The organism is Pseudomonas sp. Soil_N_39, from assembly GCF_057655955.1.
In genome coordinates this window covers 95,655-121,203 of sequence record NZ_JBDGLI010000016.1, presented here as the reverse complement: position 1 = coordinate 121,203, position 25,549 = coordinate 95,655, and the positions used below count along the sequence as shown (strand labels likewise).

The following is a 25,549-nucleotide window of genomic DNA, read 5'->3' as shown; positions in this document are numbered from 1 at the left end:
AATCCCGCCACCTATTGAATCAACTCAATCCATTCAAATACACTGATTCCGAATCGAAGCAATCGACTCAATCATCCACTGCGCGCTCCTGCCGCGCCAAGTCGAGACATCATGGACACACTCAGAAAGGATCTATCCCTGTCAGCGATCATCGCGGGCTTCATCGCCGTGATCATTTCCTACGCCGGCCCGCTCATCATCGTGTTCCAGGCAGCCAAGGAAGCGCACCTGCCCGATGACGTGGTGTCTTCGTGGATCTGGGCCATTTCCATCGGCAGTGGGATTACCGGCCTGCTCCTGAGCTGGCGCCTGCGTGTCCCCGTCATCACCGCGTGGTCGACACCGGGGGCGGCGTTGCTGGTGTCGATGCTGCCTACCGTGACCCTGTCCCAAGCCATTGGTGCCTATGTAGTGGCATCGGTGATCATCGCCCTGGTCGGTTTGTCCGGGGCGTTCGACAAACTGATGAGCCGCCTGCCCAAGGCCATTGCCGCCGCCATGCTCGCCGGCATCCTGTTCCGCTTTGGTGCCGAGCTGTTCACGTCGATCAAGCTGCAGCCGGCATTGGTGCTGGCGATGATCGCGGCGTACCTGGCCTTCAAGCGCTTTTCGCCACGCTACGCGATCCTGTCGGTGCTGATCGTCGGTTGCGCGGTGGCCGCCTCGTTCGGTGAGCTCAACAGCAGCTCGATCACCATCGCCGTGGCCCACCCGGTCTTCGTCGCCCCTGAATGGAACTGGCACGCAATCATCAACATCGGCCTGCCACTGGCGCTGGTGACACTGACCGGCCAGTACGTGCCAGGCATGGCCGTGTTGCGCACCTCGGGCTACAACACGCCAGCGCGCTCGATCATTTCAGTCACCGCAATTGGCTCGGTCCTGATGGCCCCGTTCGGTTCCCACGGTTTTAACCTGGCGGCCATTACCGCAGCGATCTGCACTGGTCGCGAAGCCCACGAGGACCGCGACAAACGCTACATGGCCGGGATAGCCTGCGGGGTGTTCTACATTCTGATGGGCACCTTTGGCGCGACCCTGGCCTCGGTGTTTTCCGCCCTGCCAAAAGAATTGATCGCTTCCCTCGCCGGCCTCGCCTTGTTTGGCGCGATCAGTGCCGGGCTGACCGGCGCCATGGCGGATGAGAAGCAGCGGGAAGCAGCACTGATCACCTTCCTGGTGACGGCCTCGGGCATGAGTTTCCTCGGTCTGGCCGCCGCGTTCTGGGGGCTGATTTTTGGTCTCGTGGCGCACTTCGTGCTGACCTACACCCGGGAAAGCAAAGCCGCCGCTATCGCCGAGGGCAGCCGACCATGATCGCTCGTTACGACTTCATCGTGGTCGGTGGCGGCATCGCCGGCGTCTCAGCCGCTTATGAGCTGGCGACCCATGGCAGCGTCTGCCTGCTCGAACAGGAACAGCAACTGGCCTACCACACCACGGGGCGTTCGGCCGCGATCTCGATGGAAAGCTACGGCAACCAGCAGATCCGCTCGCTGACCTGTGCGTCCCGACGCTTTTTCGAGAACCCGCCCGAGGGCTTGGCCGAGCATCCGCTATGGGCGCCGCGGGGCGCACTGATCGTGGCCCAGGCGGCACGGGTGGACAAACTCAAAGCACGTTTCAACGCCGTGCTGGAGCAAGTGCCCACGGCCGAGTTGCTTGATGACAAGCAAGTACAGGAACTGGTCCCCTACCTCGCCGAAGGCGCCTGGAGCGCCGGGATCTACGAGCCCAGCGCCTTCGACCTGGATGTGCATGGCATTCATGGCGCTTACCTGAGTGGCCTGCGTGCCCGTGGTGGCGTGGTCAAGCGCGAGACCGAAGTACTGCGTGGCGAGCGTCGCGACGGGTACTGGCGCTTGCACACCCGGGACGGCCAGCAACTGCAAAGCGCCATTGTGGTCAACGCCGCCGGTGCCTGGGCCGATGAGTTTGCCGAGCGCTGTGGCGTGCCCAAAGTCGGTGTCCGACCGTTGCGGCGCACCGTGCTGGCGGTCGATCCACAGTGCGACGTGCACCACACGCCCTACCTGGGCACGGTGGACGAGGACATTTTCATCAAGCCTGAAGCTGGGCGACTGATCGTCTCCCCCTGCGATGAAAGCCCGTCGTTGCCCTGCGACGCGCTGCCGGAAGAGCTTGACCTGGCCATCACCATGGATCGCCTGCAAAACACTACGCGCCTGCGCCCCCGCTCGATCATCAATAAATGGGCCGGTCTGCGCACCTTCGTCGCCGACCGCTCGCCGGTGCTCGGCCAGGACCCGCAGCAAGAGAGCTTTATCTGGCTTGCGGCCCTGGGTGGCTACGGCATCCAGGCCGCACCCGCCATTGCACGCCTGTGCAGTCATGCGGCGCTGGGCATCGCCATGCCGGCCGACCTGGCGGCGCTGCAACTCAACTACCAGCACTTTTCCCCGGCCCGTTGCCGCGACGAGGAATTTTCCAGCCTGGCTGTCAAGCAGGTTGCCGATTTGCACTAACCCCATCCACTTAACAAGGAACGTCACCATGCAAACCACCGCTCAAATCCAGCCGGCCGCCAAACCTTTCCTGGGCGAAGAGAACGTCATTTTCACCGACAAGGCGCCACTGCCGCTGGGCACCTATTCCCAGGGCATCAAGGTCAGCCACGGGCAAACCATCTACCTGTCGGCACAGACCCCGGTCTCGGCGCTGAACAACGAAGTGCTGGCCAAGGATTTTGAAGGCCAACTGCGCCAGACCCTCGACAACCTGGTGCAAATGGCCGAAGCGGCAGGCGGCACCCTGGCGAACGTGGTCAAGGTCACGGCGTTCATTACCGACCTGAGTGAGTTCCCGACCCTCAACCGCGTCATGGAGGAGTACTTCACCAAGCCCTACCCGGCCCGCACCACCGCCGGCGCCAGCGCGCTGGCACGCAATACCCTGGTCGCCATCGACGCCATCATGGTGATCTGAAACACCTTCTGTCAGCGGAGTGCCCGTCGGTCCGGTGAGCCGGACCGACGTTGGCAAGGAAAGCACCAGCACAGCGTACTTTCAGAGGGTGACCATGAAAAATTCGTACAGAGAGTATGTATTGCAGTGCCTGGTTTGCGATCGAAGCTACCAGCCCCATGAGGTCAGCTACTACTGCCCTCATTGTAAAGTCGATGGTGCACTGGACGCGCTTTACGATTACCCGACGCTCAAGCGCGAATGGTCCCGGGACAGCCTGGCCCATAACCATGCCCGTGGCATGTGGCGCTATGACCGCTTGATGCCGTTGAGCTCGACGCAATTCATTCCACCATTACTGGTGGGCAACACGCCGCTGTACTCGCGCCCGGAACTGCTCGGCAAAGGTGCCCGGATCAAAGTCTTCGTAAAAGACGAGTCGCGGCAACCGACCGGGTCATTGAAGGATCGCGCCAGCGCCCTGGCCGTGGCCCACGCCATGCAATCCGGTGCCCGCACCGTGGCGGTGGCCAGCACCGGCAATGCCGCTTCGGCACTGGCCGGGATGAGCGCCAGCCTGGGCTTGCACAACGTCATCTATCTGCCCAGGAGCGCGCCCCGCGAAAAGCTCGCGCAGATGCAGGGCTACGGCGCCGAGATCGTGCTGGTCGACGGACAATACGACGAAGCCTTCGAACAATGCCTCAACGCCTGCGAAAAACACGGCTGGTACAACCGCACCACCGGGATCAACTCGTACATGAGCGAAGGCAAGAAGACCGTCGCCTTCGAAATGTGCGAGCAGCTCAACTGGCAAGTGCCGGACCTGGTGTTCGTGCCCGTCGGCAACGGCTGCATCCTGGGTTCGGTCTACAAAGGCTTTTTCGACTTGCTGCAATTGGGCTGGATCGAACGCATCCCACGCCTGATCGGCGTGCAGGCCGAACACAGCAACTTCATGTACCGCGCCTGGCGCTACGATCGCTCGATGCAGCAAACCGAACGCCTGCCACCTACCAGCCTGGCCAGCAGCATCAACGTGGCGTTGCCGCGTGATCGCCTCAAAGCCATGCGTGCGGTGACCGCCAGCGACGGCGAGTTCATTTGCGTCAGCGACCCGAGCATTGTCGCCGCCGCCTCCCGATTGGCCGCCAGCACCGGCGTGTTTCCGGAAGCCGGCGCCGCCAGTGCCTTCGCCGGCCTGCTCAAGTACGCGCAAACACACCCCGACACCCCGCAAACCGCCGTGATCCTGATCACCGGCAGCGGTTTGAAAGACACCTCCATTTTTCTATCCGATTCGTCCAAAAGCCAGCCACGGGTGTTGCCGCACCACGTGACTGCGCCGCCGGCCGAAGCGCTTATCTAAGGAATCACACCATGAGCCTGCAAAATTTCGACCCCACCATTGCCCGCCTGATCGACCGCGAGCGCAACCGCCAGGAAACTCACCTGGAGTTGATCGCGTCGGAAAACTACGTCAGCGAAGAGGTGCTCCAGGCCCAGGGCTCCGTGCTCACCAACAAGTACGCCGAAGGCTACCCGGGCAAGCGTTACTACGGCGGCTGCAAGGTCGTCGATGAAATCGAGAACCTGGCCATCGAACGCGCGCGCAAACTGTTCAACTGCGAATACGTCAACGTGCAGCCGCACTCCGGCTCCCAGGCCAATCAGGCGGTTTTCCTGGCGGTACTGGAACCCGGTGACACGATTCTGGGCATGTCCCTGGCCCACGGCGGCCACTTGACCCACGGCGCCTCGGTAAATTTTTCCGGTAAAATCTACCGGGCCTTTTCCTATGGCCTGGACGCAGAAACCGAAACCCTCGACTACGAAGAAATGGAAGCCCTGGCCCGGGAACACCGGCCGAAGATGATCATCGCCGGGGCCTCGGCCTATTCGCGGACCATCGACTTCCAACGCTTTCGCAAGGTCTGCGATGAAATCGGCGCCTACCTGATGGTGGACATGGCGCACTACGCCGGGTTGATCGCTGCCGGCGTATACCCCTCGCCGGTGGGCATCGCCGACTTCATCACCTCCACCACCCACAAGACCCTGCGCGGCCCCCGCGGCGGCTTGATCCTGGCCAAGGCGCAATACGCCGCCCTGCTCGACAAGACGATTTTCCCGGTGTACCAGGGCGGCCCGCTGATGCATGTCATCGCCGCCAAGGCCGTGGCCTTCAACGAAGCCTTGGGCGACGGGTTCAAGCATTACCAGCAGCGGGTGATCGACAACGCCCGGGTCATGGCCGACATCCTGACCCGGCGCGGCTTGCGGGTGGTGTCCGGCGGTACCGACTGCCACATGTTCCTGCTCGACCTGCGTTCGATGAATATCACCGGCAAAGACGCCGAAGCGCTGCTGGAAAGTGCCCATATCACGTTGAACAAAAACGCGATCCCCAATGACCCGCAGAAACCGGCGATCACCAGCGGCATTCGCATCGGCACACCAGCGCTGACCACACGTGGCTTTGGCGAAGCGGAATGTGCCGAAGTGGCGAACCTGATCGCCGACCTGCTGGAACAGCCGGACAACGCCGCACGCCTGGATAACACCCGGCGCCGGGTGATGCATTTGTGCGAGTGCTTTCCGGTGTACCTGTTGAGGTAATGGCAGCTGTGGGAGCAAAGCTTGCTCGCGATGAACGATGACTCGGTCAGCCTGAACAGCCGCGGCACCTGCATCGCGGGCAAGCCTTGCTCCCACAGATAGGCAGCTTCACTGCTACCCATTACTTCCTTTTGATTTTCAGCGGTACAGCAGGCGCTCCGCCAGCTCATCGGCCACCCGGGCCGGTGAGCGTTTTTCCGCCTGGGCGTGGGCGAAGACTTCCGTAAGCCGCGCACCGATCTTCGACAAATGCGCGGTGATCGTCGACAGTTCTTCGCCGCGATGCTTGAGGGCGACGTAGATCAGCCCGCCGGAGTTGATCACATAGTCCGGCGCATAGAGAATCCCGCGCCTCTCCAACTGGTCGGCCACTTGCAGGTTGCTCAACTGATTGTGGGCCGAGCCGGCAACGGCCGAGCAGCGCAGTTGCGCCACGCTGTGGCTGTTGAGTACCCCGCCCAGGCCGCAGGGGGCAAGGATGTCGCAGGGGGTACTGAGTAGCGCGTCGTTGGCGATCGGATGGGCGCCCAATTGCTCCATGGCCAGTTGCACCTTACCCGGATCGATATCGCTGACCAGCAATTCGGCACCCGCCGCGTGCAGTTGTTCGGCCAGGGCATAACCGACATTGCCCAAGCCCTGGATCGCCACCCGCAGGCTTTCGAGGTTATCGCTCCCCAGGCGGGCCATGGCGGTGGCACGGATGCCGGCGAAGACGCCCATTGCCGCGTGGGGCGCGGGATCTCCCGAGGCCGTGGTGCTGGTGACGTGGCGGGTCTGCTGAGCGATGCAATCCATGTCGGCCACCGACGTGCCGCTGTCGATGGCGGTGATGTAGCGCCCGTCCAATTGCTCAATGCAACGGCCAAAGGCTTCGAACAGCGCCGCCCGACTCTCGACATGGGCCGGTCGCATGATCACCGCCACCCCACCGCCCACAGGCAAACCGGCCAGCGCCGCCTTGTAGCTCATGCCTTGGGCCAGGCGCACGGCGTCAGCCACGGCACTTTCGTCGTCGGGGTAGGCAAGATAACGACAGCCTCCCAGGGCGGGCCCGGGACGGCTGCAATGAATGGCAATCACCGCCTTCAACCCGGTCGTCGGGTCTACGCTTAGGTGCAGCGATTCAAGGCGGGAGCTTTGCATGAGAGCAAACATCGTAAGGCTCCCGAATCACTTTTGTTTGTTTCGCCAGTATAGGCGTGCAGTCGAAAATTGCTGGAGCACGCCGGAATAAGTCGCCAGGGTGGTCAGTCTTTTTCGGCATAACCTGTCACAGCCCATGTCCGAGACTGGACGAAAATCCATGGCAGGGCTAAAACGGGAGCATAGCCCGGAGAGTTTGATGAAACCGCGCCAAGCCTTTTTTGACTGTCTGCACCGCTCACCGCCGGCGCTGTTCGAAGCGGCGTTGTGGATCGCTGCCGAACATGATCGCGACGTCGACGTCCCGGCCTTGCTGAAGGATTTCAAGGAGCTGCAACAGCAGGTCAGCCATGACCTGCCAATGCTGCCTGTCAGCGAACTGGGCCAGCCCCTGTTGCGACGGCTCAATGACCTGGGCTTCGCCCAGGACGACTTCACGCCCCTGCGACCGCGAGCGGCGCTACTGGATAAAGTCCTGGCCCGCAAACGCGGGCAGCCCCTGGCCCTTGGACTGATTGCCCTGGAATTGGCCCGGGGCCTGGAAATTCCGATGGTCGGTGTCAATTTTCCCGGGCATTTCCTGTTGAAGGTGCCCGGCGCCGATCACCTGCTCGATCCGTGCGGTGGGCGCCGGCTGTACCCCAATGACTGCCGGGAACTGCTGCAACGCCAATACGGCGCGAACATGTCGCTCAAGGCGGAGCACCTGGTCAACGCCGAGCCGACGCAGATCCTGCAGCGCCTGTCGCGCAACCTGCGCCAACTGCATCTGGCGAACGACGATTACATCGCGGCGCTGATCGACGCCGAACGGGTACTGGAACTGGGCAACGCCAGCGCCGCCGACTACCTGGCCCGCGCCAGCCTGTATCAGCGACTCGATTGCCCCAACGCCGAACGCTTCGACCTGGAACATGCGCTGATGCTCAGTGAAGATCCGATCCAGCGAATCCGGCTGACGGAGCGGCTGGGGCATTTGCCGCCGAATTCGGTTGTGCATTGAGCGGTTGCAGGCGTGCAGATTCAGGTTGCTTGTTGAATCGCTATCGCGAGCAAGCTCGCTCCCACATTGGATCTGCGGCGAACATCAACAGTGAGTTCAATGCGATCAACTGTGGGAACGAGCTTGCTCGCGATGAGGCAAGCAGCCTCACCATCATTGTGTCTGCCCCATTGCTATCGCGAGCAGGCTCGCTCCCACAGGAGGGATCAAGGGGTATCCGGCTGCTTCGCCGGATGCGCCTGTTGGAACGCCGGATGCCCTGCCACCAATGCCGCCACGCGCCGGATCCGTGGGTATTCCTGCAAGGAAACATTGAACCGCTCGGCCGCGTACAACTGCGGGATCAGGTACACATCCGCCAGCCCCGGTAGCGCGCCGAAGCAATAGCCGTCGTCGCCAATCAACTGCTCCACCGCCGCCAAGCCCTGGCTGATCCAATGCCCGATCCACTCCGTCACCTGCGCTTCATCGTGGCCCCACTGCCGCAGCTTGTTGAGCACGCTGACGTTGTGCAGGGGATGAATGTCGCAACCGATCAGCGCAGCGACACCACGCTCGTGGGCGCGCACTGCCAGGTCGGCGCTGAGCAGCGGTACCTGGGGATAACGCTCCTCCAGGTATTCGATGATGGCCGGCGATTGCACCAGCAACGCCCCTTCATCGGTACGCAGCGCCGGCACCCGGCCCTGGGGGTTGATCGCCAGGTAGGCCGGCTGGCGATGTTCACCCCCAGGCGCAGCGATCAGGTTGACGGGCAAGGCCTGGTAATCCAGGCCCTTGAGCGCCAGCGCAATACGCACCCGATAGGACGAGGTGGAGCGGTAGTACGTATAGAGTTCCATGCACTGCCCCTCAACGCGCCGGCAGGATCTTGCCCCGACACTCGCCGAAGCCGATGGAGGCGAAACCCTCGCGGCGGCAGCGGGCCCGCAAGATGATTTCGTCACCGTCCTCGAGGAATCGGCGCACTTCGCCAGACGCCAGTTCGATCGGTTTTTTACCGCCTTCGGTGATTTCCAACAGGCTGCCGAACTGATGGTTTTCAGGCCCCGACAAGGTGCCCGAACCAAACAGGTCGCCGGCCTGCAACTGGCAGCCATTGACGCTGTGGTGCGCGACCATTTGCGCCACGGTCCAGTACATGTACTGGGTGTTGCTCAACGTCAGGCGCTGGGCCGACAGGTTCTGCTCGACCATGGCCTCGGTCAGCAGCAGGACTTCCAGCTCGATGTCGAAAGCACCGCCGGCCTGGTCACGGGTGTCCAGCAGATACGGCAGCGGTTGCGGATCGCCTTCCGGGCGCGCCGGTTGCGGGCGGCGGAACGGTTCCAGGGCTTCAGCCGTCACCACCCACGGCGAAATGCTGGTGAGGAAACTCTTCGACAGAAACGGCCCCAGGGGCTGGTATTCCCAGGCCTGGATATCCCGGGCCGACCAGTCGTTGAGCAAGCAGAACCCGCCAATGTGCTCGGCGGCATCGCCGATGGGAATCGGTTCGCCCAGTGCGTTGCCTTTGCCGATCCAGATGCCCAGCTCCAGCTCATAGTCCAGCCGCGCACACGGGCCGAAGGTCGGTTCGGTCTGGCCGGCCGGCAAGGTCTGGCCCTTGGGCCGGCGCACGTCGGTGCCGGACGGGCGAATGGTCGAGGCGCGACCGTGGTAACCGATGGGCACGTATTTGTAGTTGGGCAGCAATGGATTGTCGGGGCGAAACAGCTTGCCGACATTCTGCGCGTGCTCGATACCGACGTAGAAGTCGGTGTAGTCGTTGATCCTGGCCGGCAGGTGCATTTGGCAGTCAGCGGCGACGAGCAGCAGCTTCGCCTCCAGCGCTTCGACCTTGCCGCGCAGCGGACTGTCTTCGCGCAACAGTTCCAGCAGCCGTTCACGCAGGGCCACCCGGGCGTTGCGGCCCAGGTCGAAAAAACCATTCAACTGGCCGCCGGCCATGGCTTCGACGGCTTGTTGCGCCGCGCCATCGAACAAGCCCGCGTGCAATGCCGCCTGCAGATCGAAAATCCGCTCGCCAATCGCCACGCCGCTGCGCAAGGCACCGCCATCGACGCTGAAGACACCCAATGGCAGGTTCTGCAACGGGAAGTCGGCATGGCCGTTGGCGCTGGCGACCCAGCTACGGGCAGGGGAAAGTTGAGTCATGGTTATCTCCGGGTCGGGTCGAACGTGACAGGCAGCGAGGCCCAACAAGCATCGTAGTCGGTTTGCAGTTGCGGGCAGTCCAGGGCGAAACGGCTTGGGCGCAATACCTGGCTGGTCTCGAACATGAACGCCATGGTGTTGTCGATTTTCGCCGGCTGAAGGTCAGCGTTGATCGCTTTGGTACAGGTCTCGCCGTCCGGACCGTGGGCGCTCATGCAACTGTGCAGCGACGCACCGCCCGGCAGGAAACCTTCGGCCTTGGCATCGTAGGCGCCTTGGATCAGGCCCATGAATTCGTTCATCAGGTTGCGATGGAACCACGGCGGACGGAAGGTGTTTTCCGCCACCATCCAGCGTGGCGGGAAGATCACGAAATCGAGGTTGGCCAGGCCGTGGACGCTGGTGGGCGAGGTCAGCACAGTGAAAATCGACGGGTCCGGGTGATCGAAGCTGACCGTGCCAATCGTGTTGAAGCGGCGCAGGTCATATTTGTACGGCACGTTGTTGCCGTGCCAGGCCACCACGTCGAGGGGAGAATGATCCAGCTCGCACCCCCACAACTCACCGAGGAATTTCTGCACCAGGGTGGTCGGTTGCGCGAGGTTCTCGTAATGGGCGACCGGCGTCAGGAAGTCCCGTGGGTTCGCCAGGCCGTTGCTGCCGATGGGCCCTAGGTCCGGCAAGCGCAGCGGCGCGCCATGGTTTTCGGCGAGGTAACCGCGGGCCTGCGGGTCGAGCAGTTCAACGCGAAACTTCAGGCCCCGGGGCAACACGGCGATTTCCAGCGGCGCCAGTTCCAGCACGCCCAGCTCGGTGGCGATCCGCAGCCGTCCCAGTTGCGGCACGATCAGCCATTCACCGTCGGCATTGAAAAACACTCGCTCCATGGCGCGGTTGGCCCGGTAGTGATAAAGGCTGACGCCGGCCGGTTTGTCCGCGCCGGCATTGGCCGCCATGCACACCAGCCCGTCGATGAAATCGGTGGGCTCGGCGGGAATGTCCAGCGGGTTCCAGCGCAGGCGATTGGGCGTGACTTCGCCCAATGGACCGCCCGCCAATTGCCGTTCGAGCTTGGTGAAGGCCGGGTGATTGGCCGACGGCCGGATGCGATACAGCCAGGTACGCCGCGCTTCGCTGCGGGCCATGGTGAACGCCGTGCCAGAGAACAACTCGGCATAGAGACCGTACGGGGCTTTCTGTGGGGAGTTCTGGCCGACGGGCAAGGCGCCGGGCAAGGCTTCGCTGGCAAATTCGTTGCCCAAGCCTGATTGGTAAGCCAGGTCCGACGCGGTGGAATCGAGGTTCATGGAGCCTCCTGGGGATGCGGCCCGTCACTCATCGGAGTGATTGAGGCGCACCGGGTTATTTTTATCGTAATCCAATTACGCATAACGTAATTTGCTCGACAGCGACCGTCAAGCTATAAAGACGCCCATTCGCCTCTGGACCCTGCGCCTCCATGGAAACCCCGCTCAGCAACGGTAAACAGAAAGTCCGCTCGGCCGAAGTCGGCACCGACATTCTCAAGGCCCTGGCCGAACTCTCCCCCTCCACGTCGCTGTCGCGCCTGGCCGAACACGTGCAGATGCCGGCCAGCAAGGTTCATCGCTACTTGCAGGCCTTGATCGCCAGCGGGTTTGCCGAGCAGAACGCCGCCACCAACCACTATGGCCTGGGCCGCGAAGCCCTGCGCGTGGGCCTGGCAGCGCTGAACGGCATGGACGTGCTGCAAGTGGCCGCCCTGCCCCTGGCCGAACTGCGCGACGACTTGAACGAAACCTGCTTCCTGGCGGTGTGGGGCAACCATGGCGCGACCGTGGTGCGCATCGAGCCCGCCGTGCGGGCCGTGACCGTGGTGACGCAACTGGGCTCGGTACTGCCGCTGCTCAGTTCGTCCACGGGGCTGGTGTTCAGCGCTTATCTGCCGGCACGCGAGACGATCGGCCTGCGCGAGCAGGAAGTGCAAGGCACGGAACACCACGCCCTGGCCGACGACCGCGCCTATGCCGCGCTGTGCGAGCAAATTCGCAGCCGTGGCCTGCACCATGTGCATGGCTTGCTGATGCCGGGCGTGGACGCCTTGTCCGCCCCGGTCTTCAATGCGGTCGGCGAGGTGAAGGCGGTGATGACCATCGTCGGCCCGACCTCACTGTTCCACGCCGACGAAAACGGCCCGGCGGCGCAACGCCTGTTGGCGGCGACCCGGGCCGTGAGTTGGCGGATGGGGTATGAGGCGGGTCCAGGATCAGCCCAGGAAATCCGGGACAATCCTGATCACTAGATCGTTGAGATGCGAGGTGATCAGTTGCGGATGGAGATAGCGATCTTCGCCATTGAAGGGGACGGTAAAGACCCCTTGGTGGCTGCCCTTGGAGTGATAGGGAATCACATCATTCTCGAAGTGGCCCAGTAGGTACTCGATCAGTCCCTCGGAAGACGACACCAGGCGCTTGCCGTGGCCATCCTCAACAAAGCTGGTCAGGTACACGCCGTCCGGATCGACGCTGGGCACATGGACTTTCAATGCACCGTGAATATCCTCGACGGTCAAGGGCCTGAGGGTACGCGGGGCTAAATCGATCGCAGGTTCTTCAGTCAAACTTACAACAACGGCGGTGACGATTTTTTCAAAGGCTATCAAGTCCAGCGCCTTTAACCGGTCTTCGGCGGCGAAGGAATAACGCTTGCTGAATAGATTGCTGGAGCCTTGCGTATAAGTGGGCAGGTTTTGCTTTTCAACCCAGGCCAGGGTTTCGTCGAACAGTGTTCGAGAACTTTCCACTTCAGGACTTGGAAAGGGTTTCAATGTATTTACATAGGCCGTGAATGGGTTAACGCCCAACGGCTCCAGGTAATGCCCCAATAGCACCTGCACGGCAAAATCCACGCGGGTGCTCTTCAGCGCGATCAGTCTTTCGGAGTGGGAAGAAAACAACGGGGTATTCATAAGACATCCTTGTCATTTCATGGACTCGAACTTCCTGTTCGAGCCGTTTTTAGTTATGCGGCTGATGCAACAGTACGGCATCTCGGTTCAACTGAAGCGGCAACTTAGGCTTGAACTTCAGTCACGCAGTTATACACAGGCCAGTGCCCGACTGTAAAAAAGGCAAGTGTAAGCGTGCGTGAAGTTTCGAAATCATTGCATCTAACCCATCACGCCCATGACCTTGGCTTTTGCCACCGCCTGTGTACGCCGTTGTACACCCAACTTGCTGTGGATACGCCGCGCATGGGTTTTCACCGTATGCAACGAGATGAACAACTGTTCGGCAATCTGTTGGTTTGAATGACCCTGGGCAATCAGCTCCAGGACCTCCAGCTCGCGATGGCTGAGCAAGGTGTCCTCGACGGTGACGGGAGACTCGACCTGTTCTGCCGATTGGCCCCAGCGCAACAGCTCGGGCTGGCGCATGCGCAGCTCCCACAATGCCTGGTGGGCCCGCCAGCACGTGACACGCTTGAGTCCCTCTTGCAGGCGTTCCCGGGCCTGGGCGCGATCGCCGGACAACCAGACGACCTCCGTCAGCACCAGGTGCAGTTCGGTTTCCAGGCTGTGCATTTCGCCGTGCTGCGCCTGGGCGATCAGGACCTGCAGGCGCGCCTGCGGATCCTGTGCCCGCTGCAAGTAGACCTCGGCCAGCACCAGCAGATATTCAAGTTTCGCAATCAACTCCAGGGTCGCGGGAGGCGCGTGCTTGGCCTGCGGCCCGCGGAAATGCCGCAAGACGCGGGTCAAGGCTTCATGGGCCAGTTCCGCCCGCCCCTGTTGCAACCAGAACTGGCAGCTGGTTTGCAACAACACGCCACGGTAGACGGTATCGGGGATGTGCCGTTGCTGCATGGTCCGCTCGGCGTCGCGCAGGTGCATGAAGGCCTCGCCATAGTCACCCTGGTTGGCCGCCAGGCAGGCCTTGCCGAGAAAACCATAGAGCACCTGTTTGTCTTGGCTGTGCAGGCCCGTTTCCAGGCCCGTTTGAAAGTGCTCGGCAGCCCGTTCCTCAAACCCCATGCGCAGCGCCAGGCGACCGCGCCGCAGGACAATACGCCCCAACAATGGAGAAAAATCCTGGCCCGGTTTATCCAGCAGCGCCTGGACGGCGGCCAGCAAATGATCGGCCCGATGCGGCGCGCCGCGTTGTTCCAGGACCTGGGCGTGATCCAGTTCCAGCAATCCTTCGAAGACCAGCGAGCCTTGCGCACGCGCCAGGCATAACGCCTGACGGTTGAGCCCGTGCGCCGAGGCCAGTTCTCCAGCAAGCAGCGCCTGCTGCGTCAGTCCACCCAGGCACAGCACCCGTTGGGCCCAGGCCTCGGGGTCCAGGCTGGCCTGGGCCTGGAGGAAATGTTCACGCGCCGGTTCACCATCGCCCGAAAGGTGCAGCAACCAGCCGCGCAAGACCAGCCACCTTGCCAGCACCTGTCGCTGTCGACAGGCCGAAGGCTGCGGCAGGAACCTGGCCAGTTGCTCGATACAGGTCGACGCCTGGTCGAAGCGTCCGGCGAACAACAGCGCAGCGGTGACCAGCCCCACCGATTGCGGCGTGCCGAGGGTCAGCGCGTCGCCTTGTTGATCATGCAAGCTCAGCAACAGCACCGCGTTGCGGCGCTGCAAGACGTGCTCGAAGCTCAAATGCTGCAAAAAACTGACGGCGGTCTCGAATTCCTCGGCCAACATGGCTTGCTCGAACGCCATTTGCCAGTCCTGCTCGGCCGCAAACCACTGGCAGGCCCGTCGATGCCAGGAGCGGCCTTGCGACCAGGGCTCTTCACGCACCAGCAGGGCCAGGGCTGGGAAGATTTGCAACCAGTCCGAGGTCTGCTCCCACGGCTCGATGAAACATCCCAGCTCCAGCAACAACGGCAGGCATTGCGCACCCACCGTGTCGCCGAACAGGTGCTCGCACAGCCGGGCATTGAAACGCGGCAGATGCGCCAGTACCCGCCAGGCCTGTACGAGGTCCGGGGTCAGCGTGCTGAACAGTTCGTACTCCAGGTAGTCGAGCAAGGTCCCTGGCCGGCCTGGCGATGCATGACTGCGCGCCCATTCGCAGCGCTCAAGCAGGGTGATGCGCACCCCGGCACACCAGCCACCGTTGCGCTGAATCACCTCGCGGGCCGTGCGGGCGGCCTGGGGAGCGGGCAGATGACGAAGCAGTGGCTGGACATCGTCAGGGGTGAAGAACAACGCCTGCGGGTCAAACTCGTACAACTCGTCATCGAGCAACAACCGCGGCCAGTTGCAGTGGGGGCGGCGGCGACCATTGAGCCACAGGTGCAACGCCGGGCTGCTGGTGTTCAACAAACGGTCGAGCAGTTGGTCCAGCTCGGGATTCGGCACCCGGCAATAGTCGTCCAGGAATAACCAGGTAGGCGTCTGCAAACGCGCCAGGTGGGCCAACAGCCCCGCTTCATCCAGCATCGCCAGCGCGAGGGTCTGTGCCAGGAGCTCGCACATTTGCACCACGCTCAATGCCGCGCCCCCCAGGGGCAGCCAATGCAGCCGACAGTCGCCGGGGGCCTGCAGGAAACACTCGGCGAACAACGCACTCTTGCCACTGCCCGCCGGCGCGCAGAGCAGTTTTACCCGCGCCTCGGAAGTCAGCAGCGACTCGCTCAGGGACCGCCGCGGCAGATGCGTCGAGGACAGGCGAGGCAGCAATCCTGGACGGTCCGGACACGGGGTCATGGCGGTCATGTGGGCGATCCTGTTTATTGTTATCTCAACACCCTAGTCCTGTGTCGCCGACCTTTGGAGAAGTATTCAGCGCGCTGATTGGCGCCCATAAAAAAACGACCGGCAGGGGCACTGCCGGTCGATCACGATTATCAAGTCAGGCACAACCTTGCGAGGGTTGGATTTACTGTGGGAGCAAGGCTTGCCCGCGATAGCCTCACTGCGGTCCAAAAGCTGAACCGCGTTATCGTTCATCGCGGGCAAGCCTTGCTCCCACAGATAAATCCCCTCGCCACAGTTGACTGCAGACCTTAGCGAACCCCGGTCGAGCGCAGCGCCGCCGGCGTGTAGTCGGCTGCCCGGGCTTCGAAGCCGTACTCGTAGCTGTGTTTCTCTTCGTTCTTCATCCCCAGCGCGATGTAGCGGCCGGCGATGATGTCGTAGAGCGCCTCCAGGGTGTAGCCCGGGTTCTGATGGTCGTAGTAGAACTGGGCATGACCTTCGGCCACCCGCCACAGTTGGCCGCGACCGTCATAGTGATCCACCAGCGCCGCCTGCCAGCTGTCCTCGTCGATGTACATGTGGCGCTTGGCATAGATGTGCCGTTCGCTGGGCTTGACCGTCCCCACCACTTCCCAGACCCGGTGCAGCTCGTAGCGGGTCAGGTCCTGGTTGATGTGGCCGGCCTTGATCACATCGTCGTACTTGAGGCTTGGCGAATCGAGCTTGTAGCTGTTGTACGGGATGTACATTTCCTTCTTGCCGATCAGCTTCCAGTCGTAGCGGTCCGGCGCGCCGGAAAACAGGTCGAAGTTGTCGGAGGTACGCAAGCCGTCGGCGGCGGTGCCCGGGCCGTCGTAGGCCACTTGCGGGGCGCGACGCACACGACGCTGGCCGGCGTTGTAGATCCAGGCCAGGCGTGGCTCCTTCACTTGGTCGAGGGTCTCATGCACCAGCAGCACGTTACCGGCCAGGCGCGCCGGGGCGGTGACCGACTGTTTGAAATAAGTCAGCACGTTGCTGGCCTTTTCCGGGTCGGCGTCCTTGATCAGGAACGGCACGGCGATTTCTTCTTCGAAGCGGATCGGTGTGAAGCTGCCATTGGTCTGCGGCGTGACCTGGGTGATGACCCGACGCAGGTTGCCACCGTGATAACGGGTGACGTGGTTCCACAGCACTTCCACGCCATTCTTGGGAATCGGGAAAGCGTAGTAGCGGTTGCCGGTAAAATTCGACAGGCCGTTACCGTCGTTGATGGATGTCACGTTGAGGGCGCTGCGCTTGGCCGACTCGTAGATTTCCGGCGGCAGGCCGACGCTGCGATGGGTCGGGTAGACCGGAATCTTGTAGGTCTGCGGGTAGCGCTTGAACATCGCGACCTGGCCTTCGGAGAGTTTGTCCTTGTACTTGTCCACGGTCGCGGCGGTGATGGTGAACAGCGGTTTTTCATTGGCGAACGGGTCGGCCAGAAAGCCCTTGCTGTCCACGGCCCCGGCATTTTTCGGGATGCCGCCGGTCCAGGCCGGGATCGAGCCATCGGCATTGCCGGCCTTCTCCGCACCGATTGGCGTGAGGCTGGTGCCCAGTTTGTTCGCTTCCTCCGGCGAAACCGCCGCCATCACATTCGCGGCCAGCAGGCTCAAGGCCAGGGCACCGCATTGCAGGATCATCTTGCGCATTGGGTTTTCCTTGTCAGCCAGATCAGAAGTTCACGCCGAAGCTCAACGCGAGGAAATCGCGGTCTTCGAGAACGTTGTAATCGCCGCCAAAAAAGTCGGTGTAGCTCAAGCTGGCGGTGTAGGTGTTGCGGTAATCGGCATCGACACCAACGCTGACGGCCTTGGCGCCTTCGTTGAACAGACCGTTGGGGCCATAGCCGGCCACGTCGTGGGACCAGGACACGTTGGGCTTGAAGTTCACCCCGCCGATCACGTTGGAGTAGTCGAGAATCGCCCGGGCGCGATAGCCCCAGGACGTCGAGGTGACGAAGCCATCGGTGTCACCGTTGAAGCCGTACTGGCCGTAGACCGAATCACGCCCATAACGCAGCTTGTCCTTGGACTCCAGACCGCCGACATGCACCACCGCCGCCTCGCCGACCAGGGTCAGGCGATCAGCCCCCAGCACCTGATCGAAGAAGTGCGTCAGGGTGCTCTGGACCTGGGTGACTTCCTTGCGGCGGTAGCCGGTGTTGTCGGCGCCCGGCGTGGTCGCGATGGGCGACGCCGCGCCACCGGCAATCGGGTTGACCAGGGCCAGGGTCAGGTCGTTGGTATTGACCTGCACTGGCGCGTTTGGACGGTAGCTGACTTCCCCGGTCCACGCCGTGCCGGTGGGCAACGTGGTGGAGAAACTGGCGCCGTACAGGCGGATGTCTTCCGGGTATTCAAGGTAGTACCCACCACGGCCCAGCATCACGCTTTGCGCCAGACCCGCGCCACTGCCAGGGGCCAGGCCGTTGGCAATCGTGACCATGCCCGGCAACGCCGCCAGCGTCGAGAGCCCCGCCGTGGTCGTCCCGACGGTAGGCGTACGGCTGTGGTAATTCATGAAGTACAGGCCGTACTCGGTGTCATCACCGAGCCAGCGCAACGCCGTGCCCCACTGGCCGGAGTCGCGGGCGTCGCGGTCGCCGCCACGGGGAATGATCACCCCTTCGCTGGACACCTGGATCCCCTGCCCGAATGCCTGGGTCAAGGGCACGAACGGCGCAATCGCCGGGCTGCCCACGGTGTAGCCACTGGTGCAACCGTCCGCCACCACGTCATTGCCGAAGAACGTGCCGCAGTTATCAACAACCGTCTGGTCCCACTCCAACTGGTAGAAACCTTCGATGGTCAGCTTGTCGGTCAGGCCCTGGGAGGCGAACAGCATGTTCACCGGGATCAGGCCTTCCTTGATCTCCGCACCGGGACGACGGAACGCAGACACGTCCACCGGGTTGATGCTGTTGATGGAGTTGCCGATGAAGGTACTCTCACCCCAACTGACCACCTGCTTGCCGGCGCGCACGGTGCCCGGCAAATCGGCGATGGAATAGTTGTGATAGACGAAGGCATCGAGAATCTGCGCCCCCGAGGACTTGGCGCCTTCCTTGCGATTGCTGTCGCTGATGTCCTTGAACTCGCGCCCCTCATCCTTGAGCTCGAAGTCATACCAGTACTTGCCACGCACGAACACACCAGTATCGCCGTACTTGAGCTCGAGGTCGTGCAGGCCCTTGAAGATTTTGGAAAAGGTTTCGCCTTTCTTGAAGTTCAGCCGTCCGTCATCACCGGTGGAGGATTGGCCCCGCCCGCCGTTGACCGTGCCGACCAGGTCCTTGTCGGCATCGCGCATGCCCCAGCTCGCGCCCACGGACAGCGACGAATCGAACTGACCCTCGATCTCGCCAATGTTGAATGAAACGGCCTGCGCCTGGGCACAGCAACCCAAGGCCACCGCGACGGCCAGCGCCTGCGGCTTGAAGATGGCGCGCATTGTTATTGTTGTCATGCGTCTTCCCCGGTGAGTGACAGAGGCTTCACCCTACTGCCGCACGCCATGGGCGATAAGCGCACCAAGGAGGTATTCGCGCTGTACCTCAAAAGGATTACAGCCCCTGCGCAGCGGGCCTTTGCGCGGCGCATGGACAGACTGGATGATGGGTCATCAGCGCCACGCATACTCCTGTCCCGCCTGCGACTGTTACGCGCCCTGCAACGGTGCATGTCCGGATCCGGGCTGTTTCCCGTCGGGCTCGATCCCTATGCTGGCCGGGCTTGCAGAGCAACGGGCCTGCAAGCGCAAGTCGGCCATGGCATTCCTCCTGCCTGGCGCACCGTCATTCGGATGGATTGGCGCATCGGTCCATCATCCCGTGTTCACCGACGTTGGTTTGTAGCTCCTTTGCAACGTCACGCTTAGGCCGCTGCTTTTGCAGTGGCCTTTTTTATGTGAACGAAAGACAGCGCGCCCGGCATACGGGGATGAGCCGTTGGGGAGTCGACGCAATCTGAACGAGACTTCGAGTGGCGTTGAAATCGTCGACCTCGTCACTGATCACCAAGGGCACTTTCGCCCGGCGAAATATGACGGTGTGATGGATATCGAGACCGCCGAGAACCCGGCGGCCCTAGCGAAAACATTGTCCATGAGCACGGTTGCCACAGCTGGCAGCAACCGGCCCGGGCAGTGAGTCTTAAATGGCGTGATGTTGCAGATTCGCCATCATTTCCTTCAAGGCTTCCAGATTGTCGTTCGGGTGCACGGCATTTTCGAAATCGCAGATCTGCTGCCAATGGGCGGCGACGTCTTCAGGTGAAAAGCCTTTGCGCGGGTCGAAGCCCGCCCCCAGGCTGCGCTCCCAGCGCACCTTGCCCATCCAGCCGCCGCCCACTTCGAACAAGCCGGAGGTTTCCTGGCAGGTTTCGCTGGCCAGGTACACCACCAGCGGGCTGACGAGTTCGGGCTTGAGTTGTTCGAAGACCTGCGGCGGAATCAGGCCTTCGGTCATGCGGGTGCCGCCGGTGGGGGCGATGGCGTTGACCAGGATGTTGTTCTTGCGGCCTTCGATGGCCAGGGTCCGCGTCAGGCCATAGAGGCCGAGCTTGGCCATGCCGTAGTTGGATTGGCCGAAGTTGCCGTAGATGCCCGAGGTGGAGGCGGTGAAGATCACCCGTCCGTAGTTTTGCTCACGCAGGTGCGGCCAAGCGGCGCGGGTCACCTTGTAGGCGCCCTCGACGTGGACGCGGTAGACCAAGTCCCAATCGGCGTCGTCCATTTTGTGGAACGTCTTGTCCCGCAGGATCCCGGCGTTGTTGACCACCACATCGACGCGACCGAACGCGTCGAGCGCGTTTTGTACCAGCTTGTCGCCATCGGTCACCGAGTCGTGGTTGGCCTCGGCGACGCCGCCCGCCTCGCGGATTTCGGCGACCACCCGGTCCGCAGCCGAGGCATTGGCCCCTTCCCCTTGCGCCGAGCCGCCCAGGTCGTTGACCAGCACTTTCGCGCCTTGTTTGGCGAACAGCAACGCATGGGCGCGTCCCAGGCCTCCGCCAGCTCCTGTGACGATCACGACTTTATCTTCGAAGCGCACAGACTCACTCATGGCAGAACTCCAGCAGGCGGATAGGACAATGGGTACGAGTGTCCGGCACCTGTCGGCCGGTCACAATCAACACGGTTGCCAGTGAATGGTGGGCGATAAGGTGGGGGGATGATGCACGCTCAAGCCTCGGCGGCGCATTCGATTTTCCCGCTGGCAAATGCACCGCCATCGCGAGCAAGCTCGCTCCCACAGGGGGATTTTTGTTGTCCACAAATGCTGTATTCACCATCAATCCACTGTGGGAGCGAGCTTGCTCGCGATAGCGGTCTTTCAGTCAATACACAGGGTGGCTGTGCTGACGCCATCGCGAGCAAGCTCGCTCCCACACACAGATCTGCTTCTGCAGTGCCGAGTCGTCAGGAACAGGCCATTTGTCTGTGCGGCGCGGCGATGGCTTCGCGAAACGCCTGGTAATGCTTGAGCACCTGCACCGGTGCCTCGGTGTGCGGGTAATGACCGATGTCGGGCAGCAATACCGTGTCCGGGTTCGGGATCAGCGCCTCGTAGCGCGCCACCATGTGCTCACCGGAAATCGGATCGACCGCGCCGTCGATCACCCGCAACGGCACGTCGCCGCGCTGCATCGCCTGCACCCAGCGATCACGCTGCACACGGCGTTCGGGAATATAGCCGATGAGTTTGTGCATGATCCGCGGACCGTGATGGGTCTCCACCAGGCTCCAGAAGTCATCCAGCTCACTTTCGGTAGGACCGGTCCTGGGGCCGAAAATCTTCCGAAAGCTGCAGGCCAGGCTTTCCCGGCAGAACATCCGCCCCAGCAGCCAGCCCAGGGGGCTTAACAAGAGTTTCTGGGCCCATACCGGACGGTGGGTTTCGGGGAACAGTCCACCATTGAGAAAGACACAGCTGTCGAGATGGATGCGTGCTTCGTAATGCCGCGCAAGCAGCTCCTGGGCCACGCTGTCGCCATAATCATGGGCCAGCACATGCACCGCGCTCTTCACATTCAGGTGCGCCAGCAAGGCCTGTTGCAGATCGGCCTGCTCCAGCAGGCTGTAGACGTGATCCGCCGGTTTGGCGGAATCGCCGAAACCGAGCATGTCGCACGCGATCACCCGATAGCGTTGCGCCAAGGGTTGCCACAGGTGATGCCAATCCCAACTGGCAGTGGGAAAACCATGGATCAGCAGCAGCGGCTCGCCCTGGCCCGCCGTCCAATAATGGATGGCATGGCCACGGAACAGGAAGGTCTGGCTGCGCTGGCGCCAGATACGCAGGGGAATCTGGGCCAGGGGCATCAACTTCTATACCCGGTGTCGTGTTGATCGAGCTTGCGCAGCAACGCCGGCCAGGCCAACGCGCCGCCCATGCCTTGGGCGCTTTTGGTCACCCCGGCGATCATCGCCCGGGCGCCGGCCAGAATCTGCGGCTCGATGGCTATCAATTCGGCTCCACCATTCTGGGCCAGGACCTGGATGTCACAAGCTCGTTGAAAGGTGAACATCATCAGGAAGGTATCGGCGATGGTGCCGCCGCATGTCAGCAAACCATGGTTGTGCAGCATCAGGAAATTGCTTTCCCCCAGGTCGGCCTGCAGGCGCGCTTTCTCTTTGTGATTCAAGGCCACCCCTTCGTAAGCGTGATAGCCCAGGCTCGACAGCACGAACAGCGCTTGCTGGCTGATCGGCAACACACCTTGCTTCTGCGCCGATACCGCGACGCCGGCGGCGGTGTGGGTGTGCAGCACACACGCCACATCATGGCGCACCTCATGCACCGCACTGTGGATGGTGTAGCCGGCCGGGTTGATCTCGTAGGGGCTGTCCATCAACTTGTTGCCGGCCTGGTCGACCTTGACCAGGCTCGAGGCGGTGACTTCATGGAACATCAACCCGAACGGGTTGATCAAGAAATCCTCGGTGCCGGGGACCTTCGCGGAGATATGGGTGAAGATCAGGTCATCCCAGCCGTGCAGCGCGACAAGCCGATAACAGGCGGCAAGGTCCACCCGGGTTTGCCATTCGGCCGCACTGACCTGTTCCTGGATACTGAGTGTCGTTTGGACGGGCGCTACGCTCACGGCTCTGACCTCTGGTTTCTTCTTATAGGAGTCTTGTCATCAAAACGTCTTACGCAAGAAAATCAGTCTAGTCAGGTCTTCCAGAGGCGGTAGTTGCATTGGCAGCCAGCTTACTGGCCAAACGAGTCACCACAATCGCTTCAGGGGCGCAACGTGTCGATCAATTCAGCCAGCCACGGCTCGGCGTCGGTTTCCGGGGTGACGCTTTCGCTGGCATCCAGGCGCAGCATCGGCAGCACCTCGCGCACGCCCAGTTCGGCGAACAGCTCGCCCATCTGCTCGCCGCCGGCGCAGAAAGTATCCCCGTAGCTGGCGTCGCCCAGGCCGATCACCGCGCCGGGCAAGCCGCGAAAGAACCCTGGCAATTGGTCGCGAATGGTCGAATACAACGGCATCAAACTGTCTGGCAACTCTCCCATGCCGGTGGTGGAAGTCACCGCCAACAAGGCTTCTGGCGCAAATGCCTGGACATCCGCCAGGGTCGCACGAGGGTTGTGCCAGGCATCGAAGCCCGCGTCGCGAAGCAGTTTGGCAGCATGCCGGGCGACTTCTTCGGCGGTGCCATACACTGAGCCGGAAAGAATGGCGACTTTCATCAATCTGATCCTGAACCTGAAAAAGAGCCGGGATAGTAACAGTTGCACCTACCAGGCTGCGAATGGCTCTCAACGGCAGTAGTGGCCAGTAGACATCCCTTCGATTTCTTCTAGAATGCGGCTTCAACAGGGATGTTCAAAAGGGCTCTTCCCATGATCAACGCTCAACTGATGCAACTGGTCATCAATGCTTCCAACGATGGGATTGTCATCGCTGAAAAAGAAGGCGAAGACAACATCCTGATCTACGTGAACCCGGCCTTCGAACGCTTGACCGGTTATCACCGCGACGAAATCCTTTATCAGGATTGCCGTTTCCTGCAGTCGGGTGATCGGGACCAACCTTCCCTGGAGCCCATTCGCAAGGCCTTGAGAGAAGGCGGTGTCTGTCGTGAGGTGCTGCGCAACTATCGCAAGGACGGCACGCCGTTCTGGAATGAGCTGTCCTTATCCACGGTAAAAAACCAGGCTGACGGGCACACCTATTTCGTGGGCGTGCAAAAAGACGTCACGACTCAGGTCAAGGCTCAACAACGTGTCGCCCAGTTGGAAAAGGAGTTGGCCGAAGCCCGAGAAACGATTGCCCGGCTTGAAGCGACGAACGGCACAAACAAAACCACGAATTAATGGTCAGTCACTACAATCACCAGTGAAAATGTAAATTATCATTTCGAGCCGACCATGCAGCGCGATGCCCTCCTGACGCAGGATGAACTGGATTTCATCCGGACCATGCAACACAACCCGCAGTTGAACGAGCGGGATGTCACGTCGAGCTTGCTGGTCAACGGTGGGTCGCAGATCCGTGACTTGCTGACGCGCCTGGCGGCGAATGAGCAGGTCACGCTCCAAGCCAATTTCGAAAACCAGCAAATGACCTTTCCGCTGCATCTGGTGGAAGACGAATTCCATGCGATGCACCTGCGCCTGGGTGTGCCAAGCATCTACGAGGACGGACCGAAGATCCGCCCGTGGCGCCTGACGCTCGACGAGCCGGTGGCGCTGGAAAATATCAAGGGCCAGCCGGGACCGCTGTGGGTCCACGAAGTGTCCTGCAAGGGCGTATTGCTGGAAAACCGCAGCCGCACCAAGCCACCGAAGCAGTTTGCCTTGTGGTTCAGCCCGTCAGGCTACGAGAGAATTTCGTTGCGAGGCACCTTCGAACGGGAAACCGATCGAGGATGGCTTGCCTATCACCTGAACCAGAATGACCAGGACGAGACCGAGCGCCTGCGCCAGTACATCCTGCAGCAACATCGCCTGACCCATCCCACCATGCATCTCTAATATCCTGTTTCGCAGGATGCTCCCTCAGGTATCGAGGTTGCCTTCCAGAAATTGACGCAGGCGCTGGCGCATCACCGTTCCTTCATTACCCAGGCAACCGATTGACGAGCCAGCCAGGCTTTCCTGCGCCAGATCGGATGCATCACCGGCCAGCATCAACGGACAATCCAGGCTCATCGCCAATTTGCCCAGGCGCTTGGGCAAGTCCGGGAGCGGCGCATGATTGGAAACCAGCACCAATGCCAGCGGCTGGATCTTCTGGCACACCAGGGCCAGCTCGTTGAACGGCAGGCCGATCGACAGCGCCCTGACGCCCACGTCCGCCTTGGATAGAAACAGCGCCGTGACCAGCAACTCCAGTTCACGGCATTGGCCGGCAAGGGCGCAGACCAGGACTCGCGGCGACTGGCCTTCGCGCTTGAGCAACAGCCGCTGGATGATGCGCGAACGCAGGAACCCATCCAAAAACACCCATTCACTGATCTGCCCGAACTCTGGCTGGCGATGCAGCATTCGTCGCCAAAGCGGCATCAGGATGTCCTGGAACACGATCGGCACGCTGTAGGTGGAAAAAACCTGCCCGTAGACGCGATCCAGTTCCACATCGTCAAAGTTGCCAACCGCGTCCGCCACCTGTTGCTGCCACCGGGCGTGATCGGCCATGACCAGATCCGATGAAATCAGCGTGGAGACCGGTTGCACCGACTCGGTCTTCGCCAGGATCTTTCCCACTTTGCTCACGGCTACCCCGCGCTCTATCCAGGCCAAGATGCTGCGAACCTTTTCGATATCGCTCAACGAGTACAGGCGATGCCCGCTTTCGGTGCGGGTGGGCTGGATCAGACCGTAGCGTCGCTCCCATGCACGCAGGGTCACGGGATTCACGCCGGTCATGCGCGCGACTTCGCGGATGGGAAACAAGTCTTCCCGCTTCAAGGCACCTGATGCCTGGAAAACAAAGCCATCCTCTGTGATTACACTCATTTTGGCAGACAATTCCGGCTGG

Annotated in this window: 22 protein-coding genes; 9 read left to right on the top strand and 13 right to left on the bottom strand. The window is 61.8% G+C overall.

All coding sequences use genetic code 11. The features are described from left to right. Positions 1–111: 111 nt before the first annotated feature. The 5 genes from AC3A5O_RS21930 to glyA all read left to right on the top strand — a co-directional run bounded on the left by AC3A5O_RS21930 (position 112) and on the right by glyA (position 5,544). Positions 112–1,317 carry a benzoate/H(+) symporter BenE family transporter gene (locus AC3A5O_RS21930; RefSeq protein WP_305491072.1) on the top strand — a complete coding sequence of 402 codons (1,206 nt, stop codon included), beginning with the start codon at positions 112–114 and terminating at the stop codon, positions 1,315–1,317. After that, positions 1,314–2,486, top strand: a complete 1,173-nt coding sequence (locus AC3A5O_RS21925; RefSeq protein ID WP_122567049.1) for an NAD(P)/FAD-dependent oxidoreductase — start codon at positions 1,314–1,316, stop codon at positions 2,484–2,486. Before AC3A5O_RS21930 ends, AC3A5O_RS21925 begins: the two co-directional genes overlap by 4 nt. A gap of 28 nt (positions 2,487–2,514) precedes the next feature. Further along, complete coding sequence (locus AC3A5O_RS21920) at positions 2,515–2,946, top strand: Rid family detoxifying hydrolase (protein ID WP_003205417.1); 432 nt, start codon at positions 2,515–2,517, stop codon at positions 2,944–2,946. Between the two features lie 94 nt (positions 2,947–3,040). Further along, positions 3,041–4,294: a threonine synthase gene (gene thrC / locus AC3A5O_RS21915; protein ID WP_305491073.1), complete on the top strand. Its 1,254-nt coding sequence runs from the start codon at positions 3,041–3,043 to the stop codon at positions 4,292–4,294. Positions 4,295–4,305: 11 nt separating this feature from the next. Beyond that, positions 4,306–5,544 carry a serine hydroxymethyltransferase gene (glyA, locus tag AC3A5O_RS21910; protein ID WP_122567052.1) on the top strand — a complete coding sequence of 413 codons (1,239 nt, stop codon included), beginning with the start codon at positions 4,306–4,308 and terminating at the stop codon, positions 5,542–5,544. A gap of 138 nt (positions 5,545–5,682) precedes the next feature. Here glyA and AC3A5O_RS21905 read toward each other — a convergent pair whose 3' ends face one another. Then, the gene (locus AC3A5O_RS21905) at positions 5,683–6,702 is read right to left on the bottom strand and encodes a Glu/Leu/Phe/Val dehydrogenase family protein (RefSeq protein ID WP_109754854.1); all 1,020 of its coding nucleotides are present in this window, start codon (positions 6,700–6,702) and stop codon (positions 5,683–5,685) included. 187 nt (positions 6,703–6,889) lie between these two features. On the opposite strand from AC3A5O_RS21905, the gene AC3A5O_RS21900 reads away from it, so the two are divergent. Further along, positions 6,890–7,693: a SirB1 family protein gene (locus AC3A5O_RS21900; protein WP_487753712.1), complete on the top strand. Its 804-nt coding sequence runs from the start codon at positions 6,890–6,892 to the stop codon at positions 7,691–7,693. 206 nt (positions 7,694–7,899) lie between these two features. Here AC3A5O_RS21900 and maiA read toward each other — a convergent pair whose 3' ends face one another. From maiA to hmgA, 3 genes are read right to left on the bottom strand one after another with little or no spacing between them, the layout of a single operon-like run. Then, on the bottom strand, positions 7,900–8,535 hold the full coding sequence (gene maiA / locus AC3A5O_RS21895) for a maleylacetoacetate isomerase (RefSeq protein WP_122567054.1): 636 nt from the start codon (positions 8,533–8,535) through the stop codon (positions 7,900–7,902). 10 nt (positions 8,536–8,545) lie between these two features. Beyond that, on the bottom strand, positions 8,546–9,850 hold the full coding sequence (fahA, locus tag AC3A5O_RS21890) for a fumarylacetoacetase (protein WP_122567055.1): 1,305 nt from the start codon (positions 9,848–9,850) through the stop codon (positions 8,546–8,548). A gap of 2 nt (positions 9,851–9,852) precedes the next feature. Continuing rightward, complete coding sequence (hmgA, locus tag AC3A5O_RS21885; protein WP_305468398.1) at positions 9,853–11,157, bottom strand: homogentisate 1,2-dioxygenase; 1,305 nt, start codon at positions 11,155–11,157, stop codon at positions 9,853–9,855. A gap of 152 nt (positions 11,158–11,309) precedes the next feature. On the opposite strand from hmgA, the gene AC3A5O_RS21880 reads away from it, so the two are divergent. Continuing rightward, entirely contained in the window at positions 11,310–12,131 is an 822-nt protein-coding gene (locus tag AC3A5O_RS21880) for an IclR family transcriptional regulator (RefSeq protein WP_305482181.1), read from the top strand. Here the strand turns inward: AC3A5O_RS21880 and AC3A5O_RS21875 are convergent. The 8 genes from AC3A5O_RS21875 to AC3A5O_RS21840 all read right to left on the bottom strand — a co-directional run bounded on the left by AC3A5O_RS21875 (position 12,096) and on the right by AC3A5O_RS21840 (position 23,256). Further along, positions 12,096–12,797: a hypothetical protein gene (locus AC3A5O_RS21875; protein ID WP_460081896.1), complete on the bottom strand. Its 702-nt coding sequence runs from the start codon at positions 12,795–12,797 to the stop codon at positions 12,096–12,098. The genes AC3A5O_RS21880 and AC3A5O_RS21875 overlap by 36 nt on opposite strands. A gap of 201 nt (positions 12,798–12,998) precedes the next feature. Beyond that, positions 12,999–15,548, bottom strand: coding sequence for a helix-turn-helix transcriptional regulator (locus AC3A5O_RS21870; protein ID WP_487753711.1), 2,550 nt, complete (start codon positions 15,546–15,548; stop codon positions 12,999–13,001). A 290-nt stretch (positions 15,549–15,838) separates the two neighbouring features. Next, positions 15,839–17,206, bottom strand: coding sequence for a DUF1329 domain-containing protein (locus AC3A5O_RS21865; protein WP_305482180.1), 1,368 nt, complete (start codon positions 17,204–17,206; stop codon positions 15,839–15,841). A 22-nt stretch (positions 17,207–17,228) separates the two neighbouring features. Beyond that, the gene (locus AC3A5O_RS21860; protein ID WP_305468406.1) at positions 17,229–19,022 is read right to left on the bottom strand and encodes a DUF1302 domain-containing protein; all 1,794 of its coding nucleotides are present in this window, start codon (positions 19,020–19,022) and stop codon (positions 17,229–17,231) included. 685 nt (positions 19,023–19,707) lie between these two features. Continuing rightward, the gene (locus AC3A5O_RS21855; RefSeq protein WP_305482178.1) at positions 19,708–20,619 is read right to left on the bottom strand and encodes an SDR family oxidoreductase; all 912 of its coding nucleotides are present in this window, start codon (positions 20,617–20,619) and stop codon (positions 19,708–19,710) included. Between the two features lie 356 nt (positions 20,620–20,975). Continuing rightward, on the bottom strand, positions 20,976–21,878 hold the full coding sequence (locus tag AC3A5O_RS21850; RefSeq protein WP_305482177.1) for an alpha/beta fold hydrolase: 903 nt from the start codon (positions 21,876–21,878) through the stop codon (positions 20,976–20,978). After that, positions 21,878–22,660 carry a class II aldolase/adducin family protein gene (locus AC3A5O_RS21845; RefSeq protein ID WP_487753710.1) on the bottom strand — a complete coding sequence of 261 codons (783 nt, stop codon included), beginning with the start codon at positions 22,658–22,660 and terminating at the stop codon, positions 21,878–21,880. Before AC3A5O_RS21845 ends, AC3A5O_RS21850 begins: the two co-directional genes overlap by 1 nt. A 140-nt stretch (positions 22,661–22,800) precedes the next feature. Beyond that, entirely contained in the window at positions 22,801–23,256 is a 456-nt protein-coding gene (locus AC3A5O_RS21840; protein WP_305468412.1) for a flavodoxin, read from the bottom strand. A 153-nt stretch (positions 23,257–23,409) separates the two neighbouring features. Here AC3A5O_RS21840 and AC3A5O_RS21835 point away from each other — a divergent pair, with 153 nt between their 5' ends. After that, positions 23,410–23,883, top strand: a complete 474-nt coding sequence (locus AC3A5O_RS21835; RefSeq protein ID WP_305482174.1) for a PAS domain-containing protein — start codon at positions 23,410–23,412, stop codon at positions 23,881–23,883. A gap of 54 nt (positions 23,884–23,937) precedes the next feature. Next, the gene (locus AC3A5O_RS21830; protein ID WP_305468416.1) at positions 23,938–24,543 is read left to right on the top strand and encodes a hypothetical protein; all 606 of its coding nucleotides are present in this window, start codon (positions 23,938–23,940) and stop codon (positions 24,541–24,543) included. Positions 24,544–24,567: 24 nt separating this feature from the next. Here AC3A5O_RS21830 and AC3A5O_RS21825 read toward each other — a convergent pair whose 3' ends face one another. Then, positions 24,568–25,527 (bottom strand): MerR family transcriptional regulator, encoded by a 960-nt coding sequence (locus AC3A5O_RS21825; protein ID WP_305468417.1) that lies wholly within the window; start codon positions 25,525–25,527, stop codon positions 24,568–24,570. Positions 25,528–25,549 lie beyond the last annotated feature (22 nt).

Coding starts and splice junctions, on each gene's coding strand:
- AC3A5O_RS21930 (WP_305491072.1), top strand. CDS start 112: ATGGACACACTCAGAAAGGATCTATCCCTGTCAGCGATCATCGCGGGC.
- AC3A5O_RS21925 (WP_122567049.1), top strand. CDS start 1,314: ATGATCGCTCGTTACGACTTCATCGTGGTCGGTGGCGGCATCGCCGGC.
- AC3A5O_RS21920 (WP_003205417.1), top strand. CDS start 2,515: ATGCAAACCACCGCTCAAATCCAGCCGGCCGCCAAACCTTTCCTGGGC.
- thrC (WP_305491073.1), top strand. CDS start 3,041: ATGAAAAATTCGTACAGAGAGTATGTATTGCAGTGCCTGGTTTGCGAT.
- glyA (WP_122567052.1), top strand. CDS start 4,306: ATGAGCCTGCAAAATTTCGACCCCACCATTGCCCGCCTGATCGACCGC.
- AC3A5O_RS21905 (WP_109754854.1), bottom strand. CDS start 6,702: ATGTTTGCTCTCATGCAAAGCTCCCGCCTTGAATCGCTGCACCTAAGC.
- AC3A5O_RS21900 (WP_487753712.1), top strand. CDS start 6,890: ATGAAACCGCGCCAAGCCTTTTTTGACTGTCTGCACCGCTCACCGCCG.
- maiA (WP_122567054.1), bottom strand. CDS start 8,535: ATGGAACTCTATACGTACTACCGCTCCACCTCGTCCTATCGGGTGCGT.
- fahA (WP_122567055.1), bottom strand. CDS start 9,850: ATGACTCAACTTTCCCCTGCCCGTAGCTGGGTCGCCAGCGCCAACGGC.
- hmgA (WP_305468398.1), bottom strand. CDS start 11,157: ATGAACCTCGATTCCACCGCGTCGGACCTGGCTTACCAATCAGGCTTG.
- AC3A5O_RS21880 (WP_305482181.1), top strand. CDS start 11,310: ATGGAAACCCCGCTCAGCAACGGTAAACAGAAAGTCCGCTCGGCCGAA.
- AC3A5O_RS21875 (WP_460081896.1), bottom strand. CDS start 12,797: ATGAATACCCCGTTGTTTTCTTCCCACTCCGAAAGACTGATCGCGCTG.
- AC3A5O_RS21870 (WP_487753711.1), bottom strand. CDS start 15,548: ATGACCGCCATGACCCCGTGTCCGGACCGTCCAGGATTGCTGCCTCGC.
- AC3A5O_RS21865 (WP_305482180.1), bottom strand. CDS start 17,206: ATGCGCAAGATGATCCTGCAATGCGGTGCCCTGGCCTTGAGCCTGCTG.
- AC3A5O_RS21860 (WP_305468406.1), bottom strand. CDS start 19,022: ATGACAACAATAACAATGCGCGCCATCTTCAAGCCGCAGGCGCTGGCC.
- AC3A5O_RS21855 (WP_305482178.1), bottom strand. CDS start 20,619: ATGAGTGAGTCTGTGCGCTTCGAAGATAAAGTCGTGATCGTCACAGGA.
- AC3A5O_RS21850 (WP_305482177.1), bottom strand. CDS start 21,878: ATGCCCCTGGCCCAGATTCCCCTGCGTATCTGGCGCCAGCGCAGCCAG.
- AC3A5O_RS21840 (WP_305468412.1), bottom strand. CDS start 23,256: ATGAAAGTCGCCATTCTTTCCGGCTCAGTGTATGGCACCGCCGAAGAA.
- AC3A5O_RS21835 (WP_305482174.1), top strand. CDS start 23,410: ATGATCAACGCTCAACTGATGCAACTGGTCATCAATGCTTCCAACGAT.
- AC3A5O_RS21830 (WP_305468416.1), top strand. CDS start 23,938: ATGCAGCGCGATGCCCTCCTGACGCAGGATGAACTGGATTTCATCCGG.
- AC3A5O_RS21825 (WP_305468417.1), bottom strand. CDS start 25,527: ATGAGTGTAATCACAGAGGATGGCTTTGTTTTCCAGGCATCAGGTGCC.